14 protein-coding genes are annotated in these 15,303 nt (G+C 59.5%); 5 read left to right on the top strand and 9 right to left on the bottom strand.

Annotation, left to right across the window (positions count from 1 at the left end):
* Positions 1-15: 15 nt before the first annotated feature.
* Complete coding sequence (locus AACY07_RS20725; RefSeq protein ID WP_133075223.1) at positions 16-963, bottom strand: choline ABC transporter substrate-binding protein; 948 nt, start codon at positions 961-963, stop codon at positions 16-18.
* Positions 964-1,320: 357 nt separating this feature from the next.
* Here AACY07_RS20725 and AACY07_RS20720 point away from each other — a divergent pair, with 357 nt between their 5' ends.
* Both AACY07_RS20720 and AACY07_RS20715 read left to right on the top strand, forming a co-directional pair.
* Entirely contained in the window at positions 1,321-2,697 is a 1,377-nt protein-coding gene (locus AACY07_RS20720) for an L-serine ammonia-lyase (protein ID WP_133075224.1), read from the top strand.
* Positions 2,698-3,118: 421 nt separating this feature from the next.
* Positions 3,119-4,222, top strand: coding sequence for a GlxA family transcriptional regulator (locus tag AACY07_RS20715; RefSeq protein ID WP_133075225.1), 1,104 nt, complete (start codon positions 3,119-3,121; stop codon positions 4,220-4,222).
* 99 nt (positions 4,223-4,321) lie between these two features.
* On the opposite strand, the gene AACY07_RS20710 is transcribed toward AACY07_RS20715, so the two are convergent.
* The 5 genes from AACY07_RS20710 to choX form a co-directional block, all read right to left on the bottom strand.
* Entirely contained in the window at positions 4,322-4,579 is a 258-nt protein-coding gene (locus tag AACY07_RS20710) for a hypothetical protein (RefSeq protein ID WP_133075226.1), read from the bottom strand.
* Positions 4,580-4,687: 108 nt separating this feature from the next.
* The gene (locus AACY07_RS20705) at positions 4,688-5,161 is read right to left on the bottom strand and encodes a thioesterase family protein (RefSeq protein ID WP_339477216.1); all 474 of its coding nucleotides are present in this window, start codon (positions 5,159-5,161) and stop codon (positions 4,688-4,690) included.
* A gap of 12 nt (positions 5,162-5,173) precedes the next feature.
* Entirely contained in the window at positions 5,174-6,139 is a 966-nt protein-coding gene (locus tag AACY07_RS20700; RefSeq protein WP_339477214.1) for an L-carnitine dehydrogenase, read from the bottom strand.
* 46 nt (positions 6,140-6,185) lie between these two features.
* Entirely contained in the window at positions 6,186-7,070 is an 885-nt protein-coding gene (locus tag AACY07_RS20695; RefSeq protein ID WP_326398598.1) for a 3-keto-5-aminohexanoate cleavage protein, read from the bottom strand.
* Positions 7,071-7,142: 72 nt separating this feature from the next.
* Entirely contained in the window at positions 7,143-8,069 is a 927-nt protein-coding gene (gene choX / locus AACY07_RS20690; RefSeq protein ID WP_339477211.1) for a choline ABC transporter substrate-binding protein, read from the bottom strand.
* Positions 8,070-8,233: 164 nt separating this feature from the next.
* Between choX and AACY07_RS20685 the strand changes: the two genes are divergently transcribed.
* A complete protein-coding gene (locus AACY07_RS20685) occupies positions 8,234-9,175 on the top strand; it encodes a GlxA family transcriptional regulator (RefSeq protein ID WP_339477208.1) in 942 nt (313 codons plus the stop codon).
* 222 nt (positions 9,176-9,397) lie between these two features.
* Here the strand turns inward: AACY07_RS20685 and AACY07_RS20680 are convergent, their stop codons facing one another.
* The 3 genes from AACY07_RS20680 to AACY07_RS20670 form a co-directional block, all read right to left on the bottom strand.
* Positions 9,398-12,394, bottom strand: coding sequence for an RHS repeat domain-containing protein (locus tag AACY07_RS20680; protein WP_339477205.1), 2,997 nt, complete (start codon positions 12,392-12,394; stop codon positions 9,398-9,400).
* A gap of 80 nt (positions 12,395-12,474) precedes the next feature.
* A complete protein-coding gene (locus tag AACY07_RS20675) occupies positions 12,475-12,882 on the bottom strand; it encodes a DUF3010 family protein (protein WP_235572043.1) in 408 nt (135 codons plus the stop codon).
* A gap of 129 nt (positions 12,883-13,011) precedes the next feature.
* The gene (locus AACY07_RS20670) at positions 13,012-13,413 is read right to left on the bottom strand and encodes a lysozyme inhibitor LprI family protein (protein ID WP_133075233.1); all 402 of its coding nucleotides are present in this window, start codon (positions 13,411-13,413) and stop codon (positions 13,012-13,014) included.
* A 228-nt stretch (positions 13,414-13,641) separates the two neighbouring features.
* On the opposite strand from AACY07_RS20670, the gene AACY07_RS20665 reads away from it, so the two are divergent.
* Positions 13,642-14,619: a dipeptidase gene (locus tag AACY07_RS20665; RefSeq protein ID WP_095036151.1), complete on the top strand. Its 978-nt coding sequence runs from the start codon at positions 13,642-13,644 to the stop codon at positions 14,617-14,619.
* A gap of 150 nt (positions 14,620-14,769) precedes the next feature.
* Positions 14,770-15,300: a DUF5943 domain-containing protein gene (locus AACY07_RS20660; RefSeq protein WP_339477198.1), complete on the top strand. Its 531-nt coding sequence runs from the start codon at positions 14,770-14,772 to the stop codon at positions 15,298-15,300.
* Positions 15,301-15,303 lie beyond the last annotated feature (3 nt).

Raw genomic sequence — 15,303 nt, 5'->3', positions numbered from 1 at the left:
GCCTGGCGCCCGCGATTACTTCGCGAGGCTGGCTTGAACGGCTGCAAGACCCGGTTTGCCATCAATCGTGGTTACACCTGCGAGCCAGGTTTGGAGCACTTGCGGGTTCTGTTTGAGCCAGGCCCTGGCGGCCACGTCCGGTTTGATCTTGTCGTCCAGGACCTTGCCCATCAGGGTGCTTTCCATGTCGAGGGTGAACACAAGATTTTTCAGCAGTTGACCGACGTTGCTGCACTCTTCGCTGTAGCCCTTGCGGGTGTTGGTATAGATGGTCGCCTGGCCATAGTTGGGGCCGAAGAAGTCATCGCCGCCGGTGAGGTATTTCATTTTGAAACGGGTGTTCATCGGATGGGGTTCCCATCCCAGGAACACCACTTCAGTGCCACGGCGCTGGGCGCGATCGACCTGCGACAACATCCCGGCTTCGCTGGATTCCACGACCTTGAAGCCCGCGTCTTTCAAGCCGAACGCGTTCTTGTCGATCATGGTCTGGATCATGCGATTGCCATCGTTGCCCGGCTCGATGCCATAGATCTTGCCGTCCAGTTCCTTCTTGAATTTGGTTATATCCGAGAAGTCCTTGAGGCCCTTGTCATAGAGAGCCTGGGGGACAGCGAGGGTGTATTTGGCGTTCTCCAGGTTGGCACGCACGGTCTCGACGGTGCCCGCCTCGCGGTAAGCCTTGATGTCGTTTTCCATGGTCGGCATCCAGTTGCCCAGGAACACGTCCATGTTCTTGCCATCGGCGAGCGACTTGTACGTGACCGGTACTGAAATCATGGTGGTTTTGGTTTTGTAGCCAAGGGCCTTGAGCACTTCGCTGGTGACTGCGGTGGTGACGGTGATGTCGGTCCAGCCGACATCCGAGAAGTTGACCGTGCTGCATTGCTCCGGTTCTGCTGCCTGGGTGATGACGGGCAGACTCAGCAATGCAGCCAACAACAACGATGAGGAATGTTTCATGGAACGACTCCTGTGTGTCTGGGATGCGGTTTTCGATCGAAAGCCGCACGTATCAGTTGCGGTTGGGTGATGCACGGCAGGGGTGTTGCCAGCGCATCTTGCAATCGAGTCAGGACTGATCATGTAACAGCGAAAATCAAACGCCTACAGGGGGCGTCGCATCCAGTACAGGCAGGGTCGTATCTGATACTTGGGAGGTCGTATATAGACGTTTCATGAGTAAAAACCGCTTTTTTCATGCCTCTGCACCGTATAAAACGTCGGGGGCGCTGGCAGGCAAAGGTGAGTCGTAGCTGGACGTTTTTGCAGATCGCAAACACCCCATGATGCGGGCACACACCCTTAAGGTTCGTGCTCATGGCTATCAGCGTATTTGACCTGTTCAAGATCGGTATCGGTCCCTCAAGCTCCCACACCGTAGGCCCGATGCGGGCTGCTGCGCTGTTTGTGCAGGGTTTGCGCGAACGGGACCAACTGCAGCAGGTACATCGCATCGAAGTGCAGCTCTATGGCTCGCTGTCGGCCACCGGCATTGGCCACGGCAGTGACAGCGCGGTGATCATGGGCCTGATGGGTGAGTGGCCCGATGCAATTGATCCGGCGCAGATAGCCCCGCGCATTGCCCAGCTTCATCACAGCCAGACGCTGCTGCTGGATGGGTACATGCCGATCCCGTTCGTGTGGTCGCAAGACATGCGCCTGATCGACGAAAACCTGCCGTTCCATCCCAACGCCATGACCCTGGTCGCAGAAACCGAAGCCGGTGAACTGCACCGCGACACTTACTACTCGGTGGGCGGCGGTTTTGTGGTGGACGCTGCGCAAGCGGCAAGCGGTGTGCTGGACATGGACCGCACCGAACTGCCCTACGATTTCAATTCTGCCGTCGAGTTGCTCGACTTGTGCCGCAAGCACCATCTGAGCGTGGCGGCATTGATGATGGCCAACGAACGCACATGGCGCAGCGAGGACGAAATTCGTTGTGGCCTGATCAAGCTTTGGCGCGCCATGCAGGACTGCGTTGAGCAGGGTTTGAAACACGAAGGCATCCTGCCCGGCGGCCTGAATGTGCGCCGTCGCGCTGCCCGCCTGCACCGCAGTCTGCAGGAGTTGGGCAAACCCAATGTGATCGGTTCAACCCTGAGCGCGATGGAGTGGGTCAACCTGTTTGCACTGGCGGTCAACGAAGAGAATGCGGCGGGCGGGCGCATGGTGACCGCACCCACCAACGGTGCAGCGGGGATCATCCCGGCGGTGCTGCACTACTTTATGAAATTCAGCGATGAAGTCAGTGAAGCCCATGTGGTCGACTACCTGTTGAGCGCGGCGGCGATCGGCATTCTGTGCAAAAAGAATGCGTCGATTTCCGGAGCCGAAGTGGGATGTCAGGGCGAGGTCGGATCGGCCTGCGCGATGGCGGCTGCGGGGCTGGCGCAAATCCTCGGAGCGAGCCCTGAACAACTGTGCAACGCGGCTGAAATTGGCCTGGAACACAACCTGGGTTTGACCTGCGATCCGGTGGGCGGGCTGGTGCAGGTGCCGTGTATCGAGCGCAACGCCATTGCGGCGGTCAAGGCGATCAACGCGGCGCAAATGGCCTTGCGCGGTGACGGGCAGCACTTTATCTCCCTGGACCGAGTGATCCGGACCATGCGCGACACCGGCGCCGACATGCACGACAAATACAAGGAAACTTCACGGGGTGGCCTGGCGGTCAGTGCGGTGGAATGCTGAAAACCCTTGTGGGAGCGGGCTTGCTCGCGATGCAGGCGACACGGTTGGCCTGGACGCCATCGCGAGTAAACCCGCTCCCACAGAAGAGGCACACCTGCCAGCGCTGTTTCAGCGCACGCCGACCTTTTTTGGCGCACTCGTACTTTTCGTGACATTTGATTACCGCCCTGTTTCTGCCCCCTTCCCACAAGTGATACCAATGTGCTCAACAGCGCTGGATCACACCCGTGCAGCCCTGCTGGGCCGTAGTTTTGGCAGGACCTGCCTAGACCCTTTGCGACGTCGTTTTCAGACTTTATTGAATACCCATCCAAGTTTAGGCATGGCATTTGCGTTGCCATCTAAAAGCCCCGTTCAACGAGGGCAAAAACAAGAGCCCGCGCCTGGGGCCATCACCCGCTTTGTGTGAGGAGATATCGCGATGACGTCGTTCAACTCCGGGGTCCAACCCCAGAACCGTACGCCTCAATCCATCGGCTTTCTGCTGCTGGACAATTTCACGCTCATTTCCCTGGCGTCCGCGATAGAACCCTTGCGTATGGCCAACCAGTTGTCGGGCCGTGAGTTGTATCGCTGGAGCACCCTCAGCGCGGATGGCAGCCAGGTATGGGCCAGTGATGGTCTGCAAGTGACCCCCGACGCCAGCATGCACAAGGCACCGGCACTGGACATGGTGATCGTGTGCGGCGGTATCGGCATTCAACGCACCGTGACCCGCGAGCACGTGTCATGGCTGCAAAGCCAGGCGCGCCAGTCGCGCCGTCTGGGCGCCGTCTGTACCGGCAGCTGGGCGTTGGCGTATGCGGGCTTGCTCGACGGTTTTGATTGCAGCGTGCATTGGGAGTGTCTGGCGTCCATGCAGGAAGCCTTTCCGCGGGTTGTCATGAGCACACGCCTGTTTACCCTTGACCGCAGCCGCTTCACCAGCTCGGGGGGCACTGCGCCACTGGACATGATGCTGCACCTGATCAGCCGTGATCATGGTCGCGAACTGTCGGCCGCCATCTCGGAAATGTTTGTGTATGAGCGCATTCGCAACGAGCAGGACCACCAGCGCGTGCCGCTCAAGCACATGCTGGGCACCAATCAGCCCAAGTTGCAGGAAATTGTCGCGCTGATGGAAGCCAACCTCGAAGAGCCGATCGACCTGGATGAGCTGGCGGTGTACGTCACCGTCTCGCGGCGCCAGTTGGAGCGCCTGTTTCAGAAGTATCTGCACTGCTCGCCGTCGCGCTACTACCTCAAGTTGAGGTTGGTGCGGGCGCGGCAGTTGCTCAAGCAAACCCCCATGTCGATCATTGAAGTGGCGGCTGTCTGCGGCTTTGTGTCCACGCCGCATTTCTCCAAGTGCTACCGCGAATACTTCGGCATTCCGCCACGGGACGAGCGCGTGGGTTCCAACACGGCGCAGCAGACCACGCTTGTGCAGATCCCGCAGTCACTGTTGCTGTCCCCGCTGGCCGGGCCGATGTCCGCCTTGAATCAGGCGCGTAACGAATCGACGTTTGCCAGTGTGAGGTTGTAGCAAGCCGTTGTGGGAGCGGGCTTGCTCGCGATACAGGCACTGCGGTTCAACACACAGACCGCATTTTCTGCATCACGAGCAAGCCCGCTTGCGTACGGCTCAGTGCAATTGCTTTTGCTTGAACGCCATCAGCCCCGGCAACAGTTGCTGATCAATGGCCTGGCGTACCGCCGGTAAAATCGTTGCGCTGCCGGTGTAGAGCTTTTCGACCATGCCCTTCAAGGCCCGGGCATTGGTTTCATTCAGCCCGCATACCGCCGCCGAGCAGGCCTGTTCGGCACTGCCCGACACCTCGAACCCCAAGGCACGCAGTTGGCCCAGCAGGTCCTGCTCATCTATCAAATCCGCGTGCATCATGGTTTTGTCCTTTTATGAAGCGCGATTGAAGTTTGATTCTGGTAGGGCTTTGGTCCGTGGGCAAGGCCGGTTTGGCGATATGTCTGATCTGCCTAAGAACAGGTCGTTTTAAGGCAAGGGCAAGGCAATCACCCGCCCCACATGCTCGGGTTTCGGGAGATCACGTTGCTGGTGCTCGATGGCCTGCAACAAGGCCAGGGTGTGTTCGCCAAACGGCGCGGAACGCGGGCCTGCCAGGTCGACATGCAACAGCATTTGCTCATTGCCCGCCAGGGCTCTCTCGTCACCGGCCAGGTGCAGGCTGTGATAGACATGCAGGCGTTTTTTGTCGTGGCCGATGAGTTGGGTGCGCACTTCAACCTGTGCCCCGAGTTTCACCTCGTGCAGGTAATTGAGGTGCACTTCCAGAGTAAACAGTGAATGGCCGCTGGCTTCACGGTTCTGGCTGTCGAGCCCCATGCGGTCCATCAGGGCATCGGTGGCGTAGCTGAAAATCAGCAGGTAAAACGCGTCGCGCAAATGGCCGTTGTAATCGACCCATTCTTCAAGAATGGGGGTGCTGTAGGTGGTGAGCGCGGGCATGCTGAACCTCGTTCAATCGTTGATGGCAATGCCATGTTTGAGTTTGGTCGCGTTAACCGCTTCCATTACGGCCAGCAGGCAGTCATCACGATAGCGTTCCAGCGCGCCGATGCTGTGGCTGCCCAGTTGCTCAGTGGTGCCTTCGACCACGTCGTCGATCAGTTTTTCGCTGAGCTCAGGGGCGGGCAAATACGTCCAGGGCAGTTGCAGGGCCGGGCCGAACTGATTCATGAAGTGACGCATCCCGGCATCGCCCCCCGCCAGGGTATAGGTCAAAAAGGTGCCCATGAACGACCAGCGCAAACCTGCGCCAAAGCGGATGGCGTCGTCAATCTCGCCGGTGGTGGCGACCCCGTCATTGACCAGGTGCAGCGCTTCGCGCCACAAGGCTTCAAGCAGGCGGTCGGCAATAAAGCCGGGCACTTCCTTGCGCACGTGCAAGGGGCGCATGCCCAGGGATTGATAGACCTTGATGGCCGCCTGAATGGCCTCGGGGGCGGTTTTTTGCCCGCCGACCACTTCGACCAATGGCAGCAGGTAAACCGGGTTGAACGGATGGCCGACAACACACCGTTGCGGGTGGGTGGAGGTTTCGTAGAACTCGCTGGGCAGCAGGCCCGACGTGCTGGAGCCAATCAAGGCATCGGGTTTGGCCGCAGCGCTGATTCTGCGGTGCAAATCCAGTTTGAGATCGAGCCGCTCGGGGGCGCTTTCCTGAATGAAGTCGGCCTCGCTCACGCACGCTTCGATGGTGCTGACAAAGCGCAGCCGGTCTTGGGATGCGCCTTGGGCCAAGCCGCTTTTTTCCAGCGCCGGCCAGGCCTTGGCGACGCGCTTGCGCAGGGCCGCTTCGGCGCCGGGGGCCGGGTCCCAGGCGACAACGTCAAGTCCGTGGGCAAGGGCGCGAGCGACCCAGCCGCTGCCGATGACACCGCTGCCAAGGGCAGCGAAGGTTTTGATCTCGGTAATAAACGTCATGAAAGTGTCCTGAATTGAACCGTAGGAAAACGCAAAGACGATGGGCTTATCGGGAGGTGAGACCCATCTTCACCCGACCTTCTGCCGGGCTCAGCACCCGGGCGCCCAGGCGACTGAGGATTTCAGTGGCGCGTTCCACCAGTTGCCCGTTAGTGGCCAGTACCCCGCGATCCAGCCACAAGTTGTCTTCCAGCCCGACCCTCACGTTGCCGCCCAGCAGCACCGCTTGCGCGGCCATCGGCATTTGCATGCGACCAATCCCGAATCCGGCCCACACCGCGTTGGCGGGCAAATTGTCGACCATGGCTTTCATGCTGGTGGTGTCCGCCGGAGCCCCCCACGGGATGCCCAGGCACAGCTGAAACAGCGGGTCATCGAGCAAGCCTTCCTTGATCATCTGTTTGGCGAACCACAGGTGGCCGGTGTCGAAAATTTCCAGTTCGGCTTTCACGCCCAGTTCCTGGATACGCTTGGCGCCCGCCCGCAGTTGCGCCGGAGTGGAGACGTAAATCGTGTCGCCGTCGCCAAAGTTCAGGGTGCCGCAATCCAGGGTGCAGATTTCCGGCAGCAGCTCCTCGACGTGAGCCAGACGGGTCAGCGGCCCGACCAGATCCGTGTGGGGGCCAAACTCCATCGGGTTCTCGCCGGGACCGATATGCAAGTCACCGCCCATGCCGGCGGTGAGGTTGACGATGATGTCGATATCCGCCTCGCGGATGCGTTCCATCAGTTCGCGGTACAGCGCCACATCGCGGCTGAACTGTCCGGTCTTTGGATCACGTACATGGCAATGCACCACCGTGGCTCCGGCCTTGGCCGCTTCCACGGCTGCTTCGGCAATTTGTTTGGGCGTGACTGGCACTAAAGGGCTGCGCCCGCTGGTGTCGCCGGCACCGGTGAGTGCGCAGGTGATGATGACGTCGTGGTTCATGGGGCATTTCCTTGGGGCGTAGAGCGCCACAACGCAGCCATCAAGGGCCGCGAAGGTGGGCTTGGTGTTTGATTATTTAGCGCTGAGCTTCAAGTGTTCGGCAGCGGGTTTGCCATCCACGGTGGTGACGCCTTCAAGCCAGCGCTGAAGGTCTTGCGGATGGTCCTTGAGCCACTGGCGGGCCGAGACTTGTGCATCTTTGTGATCGAGCAGCGGCTGCATCATGCGGCTCTCGTCCTCGGCGCTGAAGGTCAGGTTGCTGAGCAAACGGCTGACATTGGGGCAGCGGCTGGCGTAGTCCGGGGTGGTAACGGTCCATACCGTGGCCAGGCCTTCATCCGGGCCCAGTGCACCTTCGCTGCCGGTCAGATACGTCATTTTCTGATTGATGTTCATCGGGTGCGGTGTCCAGCCAAAGAACACAATCGGCTCGTTGCGATTCACTGCGCGTGACACCGCCGAGAGCATCCCGGCTTCACTGGACTCCACCAGCTGGAACTTGCCCAGGCCAAACTGGTTTTTCTCGATCATGGCCTTGATCTGGGTATTGGCGCCGGAACCCGGCTCGATCCCGTAAATCTTGCCCCCCAGTTCCTTCTCGAACCTGGCGATGTCGGCAAAGCTCTTGAGCCCCTTGTCAGCCATGTAGGTCGGAACGGCGAGCATGGCCCTGGCGTCTTTAAGGCTCGGCTCGGCCAGGACCGTGACCTGTTTGGCGTCCACGAACGGGGTAATGCTCTGGTTCATGATCGGGTTCCAGTAACCCAGAAACATGTCCAGCCGCTTGTCGCGCAGGCCAGCGAAGATGATTTGCTGGGAGGCGCTGGTTTGCCTGGTTTTATAGCCGAGACCGTCGAGCAGGGTTTGCGCCATGGCGCTGGTGGCGATTACGTCGGTCCAATTGACCACGCCCATGCGTACGTTCTTGCACGATGCATCTTCAGCAGCCAGGACGCAGGGGCTCAGTACCAACAGGCAACAGCTGATCAGTCGTTTCATGGGTGGGGCCTCGGCAGGTTGTTATTGGGGGATCGGCGTCTTTGTGCGCCGTGATGCCAAGGTACGCAGCCAGCGTGCCGCGCAACCGCACTGGGGCGACGTGGTTTTGCACTGCAGCGACCTGACTGTGTTTCAATCCGTTGAACCGACTTGCGAGCGCTCCCATGGCCCAGGATTTTTACTTCCTTCTGCTGCCCGGCTTTTCATCAATGGGCTTTATTTCGGCCATCGAGCCGTTGCGGGTAGCCAACCGTTTTCGCGGCGAGCTGTACCGCTGGCACGTGCTCAGTTGCGAGGGTGGCGCCGTGCTCGCGAGCAACGGTATGTCGGTCAATGCCGAGGGCGGGCTGGGGGTACTTGAAGCCGGTGCGACACTGTTGGTGGTGGCCGGTTTTGACCCGCTGACCCACGTGACACCGGCGCTTAATCAGTGGTTGCGACGCCTGGACAACGACGGCGTAACCCTGGGCGCCATCGACACGGGCAGCGTGGTACTGGCGCAGGCTGGCCTGCTCGACGGCTATCGGTTGACCCTGCACTGGGAGGCGCTGGAAGCGTTCAAGGAGTCATACCCCGCATTGCATGTGACTCAGGAACTGTTTGAAATCGACCGCCAGCGCATCACTTGTGCGGGCGGCACCGCCTCCATTGACCTGATGCTGGACCTGATCGCCCAGGCCCACGGTCCGGAGTTGGCGATTCAGGTTTCCGAACAGTTCGTGCTTGGCCGCATCCGCCCGCGCAAGGATCACCAGCGCATGCAGGTCGCCAGCCGCTATGGCATCCACAATAAAAAACTGGTGCAGGTCATTGGCGAGATGGAGCAACACAGCGAGCCGCCCCTGAGCACCTCGCAACTGGCGCTTGGGATCAACGTGACCCGGCGCCAACTGGAGCGCCTGTTCCGTTTGCACCTGCACGACACCCCGCGCAACTTCTACCTGGGCCTGCGCCTGGAAAAAGCCCGGCAACTGCTGCGCCAGACCGACATGAGCGTGCTCGACATCAGCATTGCGTGCGGTTTTGAATCACCGTCGTATTTCACCCGCAGCTACCGGGCGCGGTTTGGCTGCGCGCCGAGGCAGGACCGGGTGACGGGGGGGTGATGCTTAGCCGTTGATCATCGCGGCACACGCTGCATTAAGCGTGGTCGGGCCACTGGCGCAATCGCCTGATTGCAGGTCGTTTTTGACTAAGTGCCCGCACGCGGCGCTGGGCAAACTGAATTCAGCAGCACTGTCGATGGTTTGGTCACCGTATCGGCATCTCACACCATTGGCCCCGAACCTGTCACGGCAGGTTCGGGGCTTTTTTGTCATGCCAGCCTGCTAAACATACTGGTTAAGATGGAATGAAGTCCCTCGCACGCTGGCATCATTGCTTGAGGCGACCCACGTTCTTTTTGGATTCATCGAGGTGACGTCGTTATTGATATCCGCCCCTTCAAAACCCAGCGCCTCAGCGCCCTCGAGTACGTAGGAACCGGTCAGTACCCGCGCTTCAGCAAGCGTTCCCAGTGATCTTTCCAGGATGGCGCTGGTCTGGGTGCCGGGTTCCATCCCCGTTTGGGCGATCGCTGCCCCCAGCCCGGCCGTGGTGGCTGCCACCGCCATTCGAGTCAAGGCACCGTGCACGGTGCCTTGACGCTTGGCGGCACTGACCGGGTTGGTGAGTTCCCACTTGCCGGGGTTGAATTTTGCATCAGGGTGTAAACCGCGCGTAAGCGTCCCGCCAGCAGAACCCATCATTTCCCCTGCCGTGCCGCCAGCAATACTGCTCACGGCTTTGGGTACCAAGTGCTGGCCGGCCCCTATCCCGGCCAGCGATGCGCCATAGATGGCACTTGAGCCAGCAAGCCCCGACACTCTGGGGCGATCATTCCAGGCAATTCTTGGGCCGAGCTCTGCAGACGCTTGCTGGAAGATTTCGCGGGTCATCGCGTTTGCGGTGGCGCCAATTTGACTAATGGCCGCCTGATTATGGCTGGGCGCCGCTGTATTCAAACTGCTCATGGCGCTGAAATACCCCAGAATCGAGGGTGCGGCCCCCGCAGCGGCGCCCAGCAGGCCGCCAACACCGGCCCCGGTCCACACGGCTGCCTGGGAGTCGCGAAATCGGCTGTTGGCCACAATATTAGCCCCCAGGCCACCGCCCACATAAAGCCCCGCGACACCCCCCGACAAAGCACCTGCGACGGTCATGGCTGTGATACTGGCTGCCGTCACAGGCTGGCTGCTCAGTGCTTCAGCCGTAAAATACCGAGCAGTAGCCCCCATTGCCGAGGAAACACCGTCACGCATCATCCCGGCCCCGACGGCCTGAGCTATCTGGCTGGGTTCGCTGATTGTTCCTTGAGCATCGACATGAGCAACGGGGTTGTTATGCACCATGACAAACAGGTTGAGCCCGTCCACTTCCCCAAGCGGGTCAGGGTTGATCCAGCGTTGCAGCCAGGGTGCGTAGTACCTTGATCCGTAATAATACAAACCGCTCGCATCGCACTCCTTGCCCGAGTAACGGATCACCTTGGTGGCGGCATCAACCTGATTGCGCGCTGCCCACCAGGCCGTGCCGCCGTAGGGGTAATAGTCCTCGTGACTGATCACATCCCCCCCTTCATTCAGTTCCAGCGTGCTGCTGCCCAAGTGATTGCCCACACCGAATCGCCACTGCGGGGCCGGTATGGCCTTGCCATGCGCTACCCAGTGCAGGTGCCTGACGTTCATGCGGCCCACACGCAGTGTGGTGACGTGCAACACTTCGCCTGTGGCCGTGTTGGTGCGGATCTCCAGCCCCGGCAGATAGCGAACTTGGGCCACATTCTCGACAGCTTTGGCGTGATGAACGCGGATCTTGCGCTGGCGTTGCCCGCCCGCGCCGTACACATACACTTCGTCGTCATTCGCGCTGTCTTCACGCACTACCTGAGTGATGCGTTGCAACTGGTTGCGCGCATCCCAGTGCATTGTCTGTGCGCCTTCTAGGCGAAGCAGATTGCCATTGGCATCGAAGCTGTTGTTGATTTCCGGCGGGTGGTCCGCGTCGGCCTGATACAGGCTGCGGTTGCTAAAAGTGTCTACGTTCATCAGGCGTTTTGGCAGTTGACCGTGCTTCAAACTCAGCAGATTGCCCGCCTCGTCATAGCGGAACACTTGGGTGTAATTGCGCAACCTGCTGGCGTCACCACCACCGGGCAGTACCAGCCCTGGCAGGCCAGGCTGGAAGCCAGCCAACACACTTTCGCGGCCTCGGGCCTCGATAAGCTGGCCCAATGTGTCGTAGACATAATGATTGACCGCATCCACTTGTTCACCATCGAACCAGTCTGTCGGCTGCGCCGCATTTTCGATGCTCATGACGTTGCCTGACGGGTCGTAGGTGTGGCTCAGGTCCTGCAGCACCTTGTTTGCTTTTACGGTACGCAGTTGCTGCAACCGGCCATCCACAGGCGAGTAGATCGCCGTGGCAATGATGCCGTTGCCCAGGGTCTGGCTGTGTAATTGACCGAGTGCGTTATAAAACATGTTCTGGAACAGCGGCGTGGTACGGGGTTGATCCGCTGGTTTGAGGCTGACCATCGCCAGTTGCCCGGCGATGTCGTACTCATTGAACCGAGTGTTGCCCAGCGCATCGCAGTGGCTCAGGGTCTTGGCCGTCGCGTCGTATTGCCAGCGCGTTGTCCAGGTCAGCACTGTGCCGTGTTCATCCTGCTCAAGCAGTGCATCGCGCCCGCTCAGCGATGGCGGCCAGTGGGGTGTTTGCAGATCGCGGAGAAACCCTTGTGTCAGCTTCAGGTCCTGGCCCAACAGGCCGTAGTCCTCGTAAGTCCGGCAGCCTGCGGGGTCATTGTGACGAATAAGCCTTGTGCATTGGTTATGCGCTGCGGACACCAGGCTGCACGCTGCGTAGGTGAAACGCTCGGTGACACAAGGCGACGCACTGCTCGCCTGTTCGATAATGGCAACAGGGCGCAGCGCATCGTCGTACTCGGTCTGGCGTTGATTGAGTCGACCATCCCATTCACAGCGGATCTCTGCAGCGGCCCCATGCAGCCTCAAGCACCAGCCGGCATCGACGCTCTTGCGCAGCAGCACCTGGGAGGAGAGTGAAAACGCTGTGGTCAGGTTCGGCGCACTTGGAGTGGCTGGCAAGCGGGCATCACGATGGGCGACTGCGCGTCCGGTTGCGTCGAATACATGACAGGTCGAGCGTGCATCTGCGTGCTGTCCAGGCGTTTCGCGGTGATAAGCCACCTCCCGGATCTTCATACCACGGGCGTTGATAACCACAAGGTTGGGGGTCAGGGAGTGAAGGTAGCTGGGCATAGTTATCAACCAGTGATGTGTTTGATAGCTACGCTGCGCTCTTGTTGATTTGTTGTGAACTGTCAGAAATTACAGTCGTATCAACCCTTCAGCAACGCCGCACACGCGGCCTTGAACGCTTCATGCTGATACTTGTTCAGCGAGGCGGGCAGGTCGAAGGCGTGCTTTTTGTATTGGGCGTTGAGGGTTTGCGGGGATAGCAGCTGCACCTCGCAATCGTCCAGCAACTGGATAAGGCCTTCGATCTTGAACGTGATCGGGCCACCGGCGAACTCACCCTTTTTACTGCGCTTTTTGATCACGATCCGGGTGATGGCGTTGGCCTTCACAAAAGCGGCCATCTGCGCTGCGAAAGCTTTGACGCTGGCGGCGTCTTCATCGTCGTCCAGGGCGAGTTTCTTGGTGGCGTTGGCCACATGCTCAAGGTCCTGGTTGGCGAGGGCGAAAATAGCTTCGCTGCCTTTGATTTCGATACCGCAAATAGTCATAAAAACCTGATCGATTAGTTGAAACTGTTCTTGTGGGAGCGGGCTTGCTCGCGATGCAAGCGACCCGGTCTTCAGGTTGGACCGTGGTGATGCTATCGCGAGCAAGCCCGCTCCTACACCCGGAAGGGGTCAATCCTGTCCGATCGACTCCAGAAACTCAGAACGGTCGTCGCTGATGCGGGCCATGCAGTCGTTTTGGGCGATGTTGAATGCCTCGGTGCCAGCAGTGGCCGGGAACACCGCAATCGCGCAATCGGCGTCGCGCTGGTGCAACCACAGCGCCTGGGCCGCCTTGATCTTGCTGAGGATGTTATTGAGCTGGGTCGCGTTATTGCCGTACAGGGTCGTCATGCGCTCCTGCAGGGCTTCATAGTTTTCGGTCAGCAACTGCTCGGCAGCATTTTTGCTGAACACCGAACACGCCAGGGTTTGCCGGTCGTTTTCTACCGCGTCGCACGGGTTGTAGTCGGCATCATCGGCCGCATGGGCTCCGCTGGTGATCAACGCCAAGGCCAGGAGAATCGATTTCATTGCGGCTTCCTAATCCATAGATGGGGCGGATTCTGGCTTAAGCGTCGGCCAAAGAACAGTCGCGCAGCATAGGCCATGTCATCGCGGTTGCGCGCTTTGTCGTGGATTGACGCTTTCGGCAATTGCGCTGTCGCTTTTGCACCCGGCTGCTTTTAACCCCGGGCCTATGCTGGCCCCAAAGCGCCGGCAGACGATTCGGCGCAGCAAACGCCAATATGGGGACGCCTGATGAGCCCAGCCGAGTTGCACGCAGACAGCATCGTTATCGACGGGCTGATCATTGCCAAATGGAACCGTGAACTGTTCGAAGACATGCGCAAAGGCGGCCTCACTGCTGCCAACTGCACCGTCTCGGTATGGGAAGGCTTTCAGGCCACGATCAATAACATCGTTGCCAGCCAGACCCTGATTCGCGACAACAGCGATCTGGTCATCCCGGTCAAAACCACCGCCGACATTCGCCGCGCCAAGGAGCAGGGCAAAACCGGGATCATTTTCGGCTTCCAGAATGCCCATGCGTTTGAAGACCAGTTGGGCTACATCGAGATCTTCAAGCAGCTCGGGGTTGGCGTGGTGCAGATGTGCTACAACACCCAGAACCTGGTGGGCACCGGCTGCTACGAGCGCGATGGCGGGCTTTCGGGTTTTGGCCGCGAAGTGGTGGCTGAAATGAACCGCGTCGGGATCATGTGCGACCTGTCCCACGTTGGCTCGAAAACCTCGGAAGAGGTGATTCTGGAATCGAAAAAACCGGTCTGCTACTCCCATTGCCTGCCGTCCGGTCTCAAAGAACACCCGCGCAACAAGTCCGATGCTGAACTCAAATTCATTGCCGACCATGGTGGTTTTGTCGGCGTGACCATGTTCGCGCCGTTTCTGGCCAAGGGTATCGATTCGACCATCGACGACTATGCCGAAGCGATCGAGTACACGATGAATATCGTTGGCGAAGACTCGATTGGCATTGGCACCGACTTTACCCAGGGCCACGGTCAGGACTTCTTCGAAATGCTGACCCACGACAAGGGCTATGCCCGCCGTCTGACCAGCTTCGGCAAGATCATCAACCCGCTGGGCATCCGCACCGTGGGCGAGTTCCCCAACCTTACCGAAACCTTGCTCAAGCGCGGTCACAGCGAGCGTGTGGTGCGCAAGATCATGGGCGAAAACTGGGTCAACGTCCTGAAAGATGTCTGGGGCGAATGAGCCGTCAACGATCACGTTTTGCGTAGTCGCTGCCGAAGGCTGCGAAGGGTTGCGCAGCAACCCGTTTCCCCAAAGACCCCACATACCTGATCGCAGCCTTCGGCAGCGACTACAGAGCCCGGGTCAAAACCGAATTTTGGAGCTGTATCCATGGCTAAAATCGCCCCGCAACTGCCTATCGAAGTCGACAGCGAAACCGGCGTCTGGACCTCAGACGCGCTGCCGATGCTCTACGTGCCACGGCACTTTTTCGTCAACAACCACATGGGGATCGAGGAAGTCCTGGGGGCTGACGCCTACGCCGAAATCCTCTACAAAGCCGGCTACAAATCCGCCTGGCACTGGTGCGAAAAAGAAGCCGAATGCCACGGCCTCGAAGGTGTCGCCGTATTCGAGCACTACATGAAACGCCTGTCGCAACGCGGCTGGGGCCTGTTCACCATTCAGGACATCGACCTCGATAAAGGCACCGCCACGATCAAGCTCGAACACTCCTGCTTTGTTTATGTGTACGGCAAGGTCGGGCGCAAGGTCGACTACATGTTCACCGGCTGGTTTGCAGGCGCTATGGACCAGATTCTACAAGCGCGCGGCAGTGATATCCGCACCGTAGCCGAACAGGTCTACAGCGGATCGGAAGAAGGCCACGACCACGGCCTGTTTATCGTCAAGCCGTTGTAAGTC

The sequence above is a fragment of the Pseudomonas sp. RL_5y_Pfl2_69 genome (assembly GCF_963970465.1).
Lineage (GTDB): Bacteria > Pseudomonadota > Gammaproteobacteria > Pseudomonadales > Pseudomonadaceae > Aquipseudomonas.
Note: the sequence above shows the minus strand (reverse complement) of the source record. Positions and strands in the feature narration are given on the sequence as shown.

Bases quoted from the DNA above. Each gene is read 5' to 3' on its own strand.
- AACY07_RS20725 (WP_133075223.1), bottom strand. From the start codon at position 963: ATGAAACATTCCTCATCGTTGTTGTTGGCTGCATTGCTGAGTCTGCCC.
- AACY07_RS20720 (WP_133075224.1), top strand. From the start codon at position 1,321: ATGGCTATCAGCGTATTTGACCTGTTCAAGATCGGTATCGGTCCCTCA.
- AACY07_RS20715 (WP_133075225.1), top strand. From the start codon at position 3,119: ATGACGTCGTTCAACTCCGGGGTCCAACCCCAGAACCGTACGCCTCAA.
- AACY07_RS20710 (WP_133075226.1), bottom strand. From the start codon at position 4,579: ATGATGCACGCGGATTTGATAGATGAGCAGGACCTGCTGGGCCAACTG.
- AACY07_RS20705 (WP_339477216.1), bottom strand. From the start codon at position 5,161: ATGCCCGCGCTCACCACCTACAGCACCCCCATTCTTGAAGAATGGGTC.
- AACY07_RS20700 (WP_339477214.1), bottom strand. From the start codon at position 6,139: ATGACGTTTATTACCGAGATCAAAACCTTCGCTGCCCTTGGCAGCGGT.
- AACY07_RS20695 (WP_326398598.1), bottom strand. From the start codon at position 7,070: ATGAACCACGACGTCATCATCACCTGCGCACTCACCGGTGCCGGCGAC.
- choX (WP_339477211.1), bottom strand. From the start codon at position 8,069: ATGAAACGACTGATCAGCTGTTGCCTGTTGGTACTGAGCCCCTGCGTC.
- AACY07_RS20685 (WP_339477208.1), top strand. From the start codon at position 8,234: ATGGCCCAGGATTTTTACTTCCTTCTGCTGCCCGGCTTTTCATCAATG.
- AACY07_RS20680 (WP_339477205.1), bottom strand. From the start codon at position 12,394: ATGCCCAGCTACCTTCACTCCCTGACCCCCAACCTTGTGGTTATCAAC.
- AACY07_RS20675 (WP_235572043.1), bottom strand. From the start codon at position 12,882: ATGACTATTTGCGGTATCGAAATCAAAGGCAGCGAAGCTATTTTCGCC.
- AACY07_RS20670 (WP_133075233.1), bottom strand. From the start codon at position 13,413: ATGAAATCGATTCTCCTGGCCTTGGCGTTGATCACCAGCGGAGCCCAT.
- AACY07_RS20665 (WP_095036151.1), top strand. From the start codon at position 13,642: ATGAGCCCAGCCGAGTTGCACGCAGACAGCATCGTTATCGACGGGCTG.
- AACY07_RS20660 (WP_339477198.1), top strand. From the start codon at position 14,770: ATGGCTAAAATCGCCCCGCAACTGCCTATCGAAGTCGACAGCGAAACC.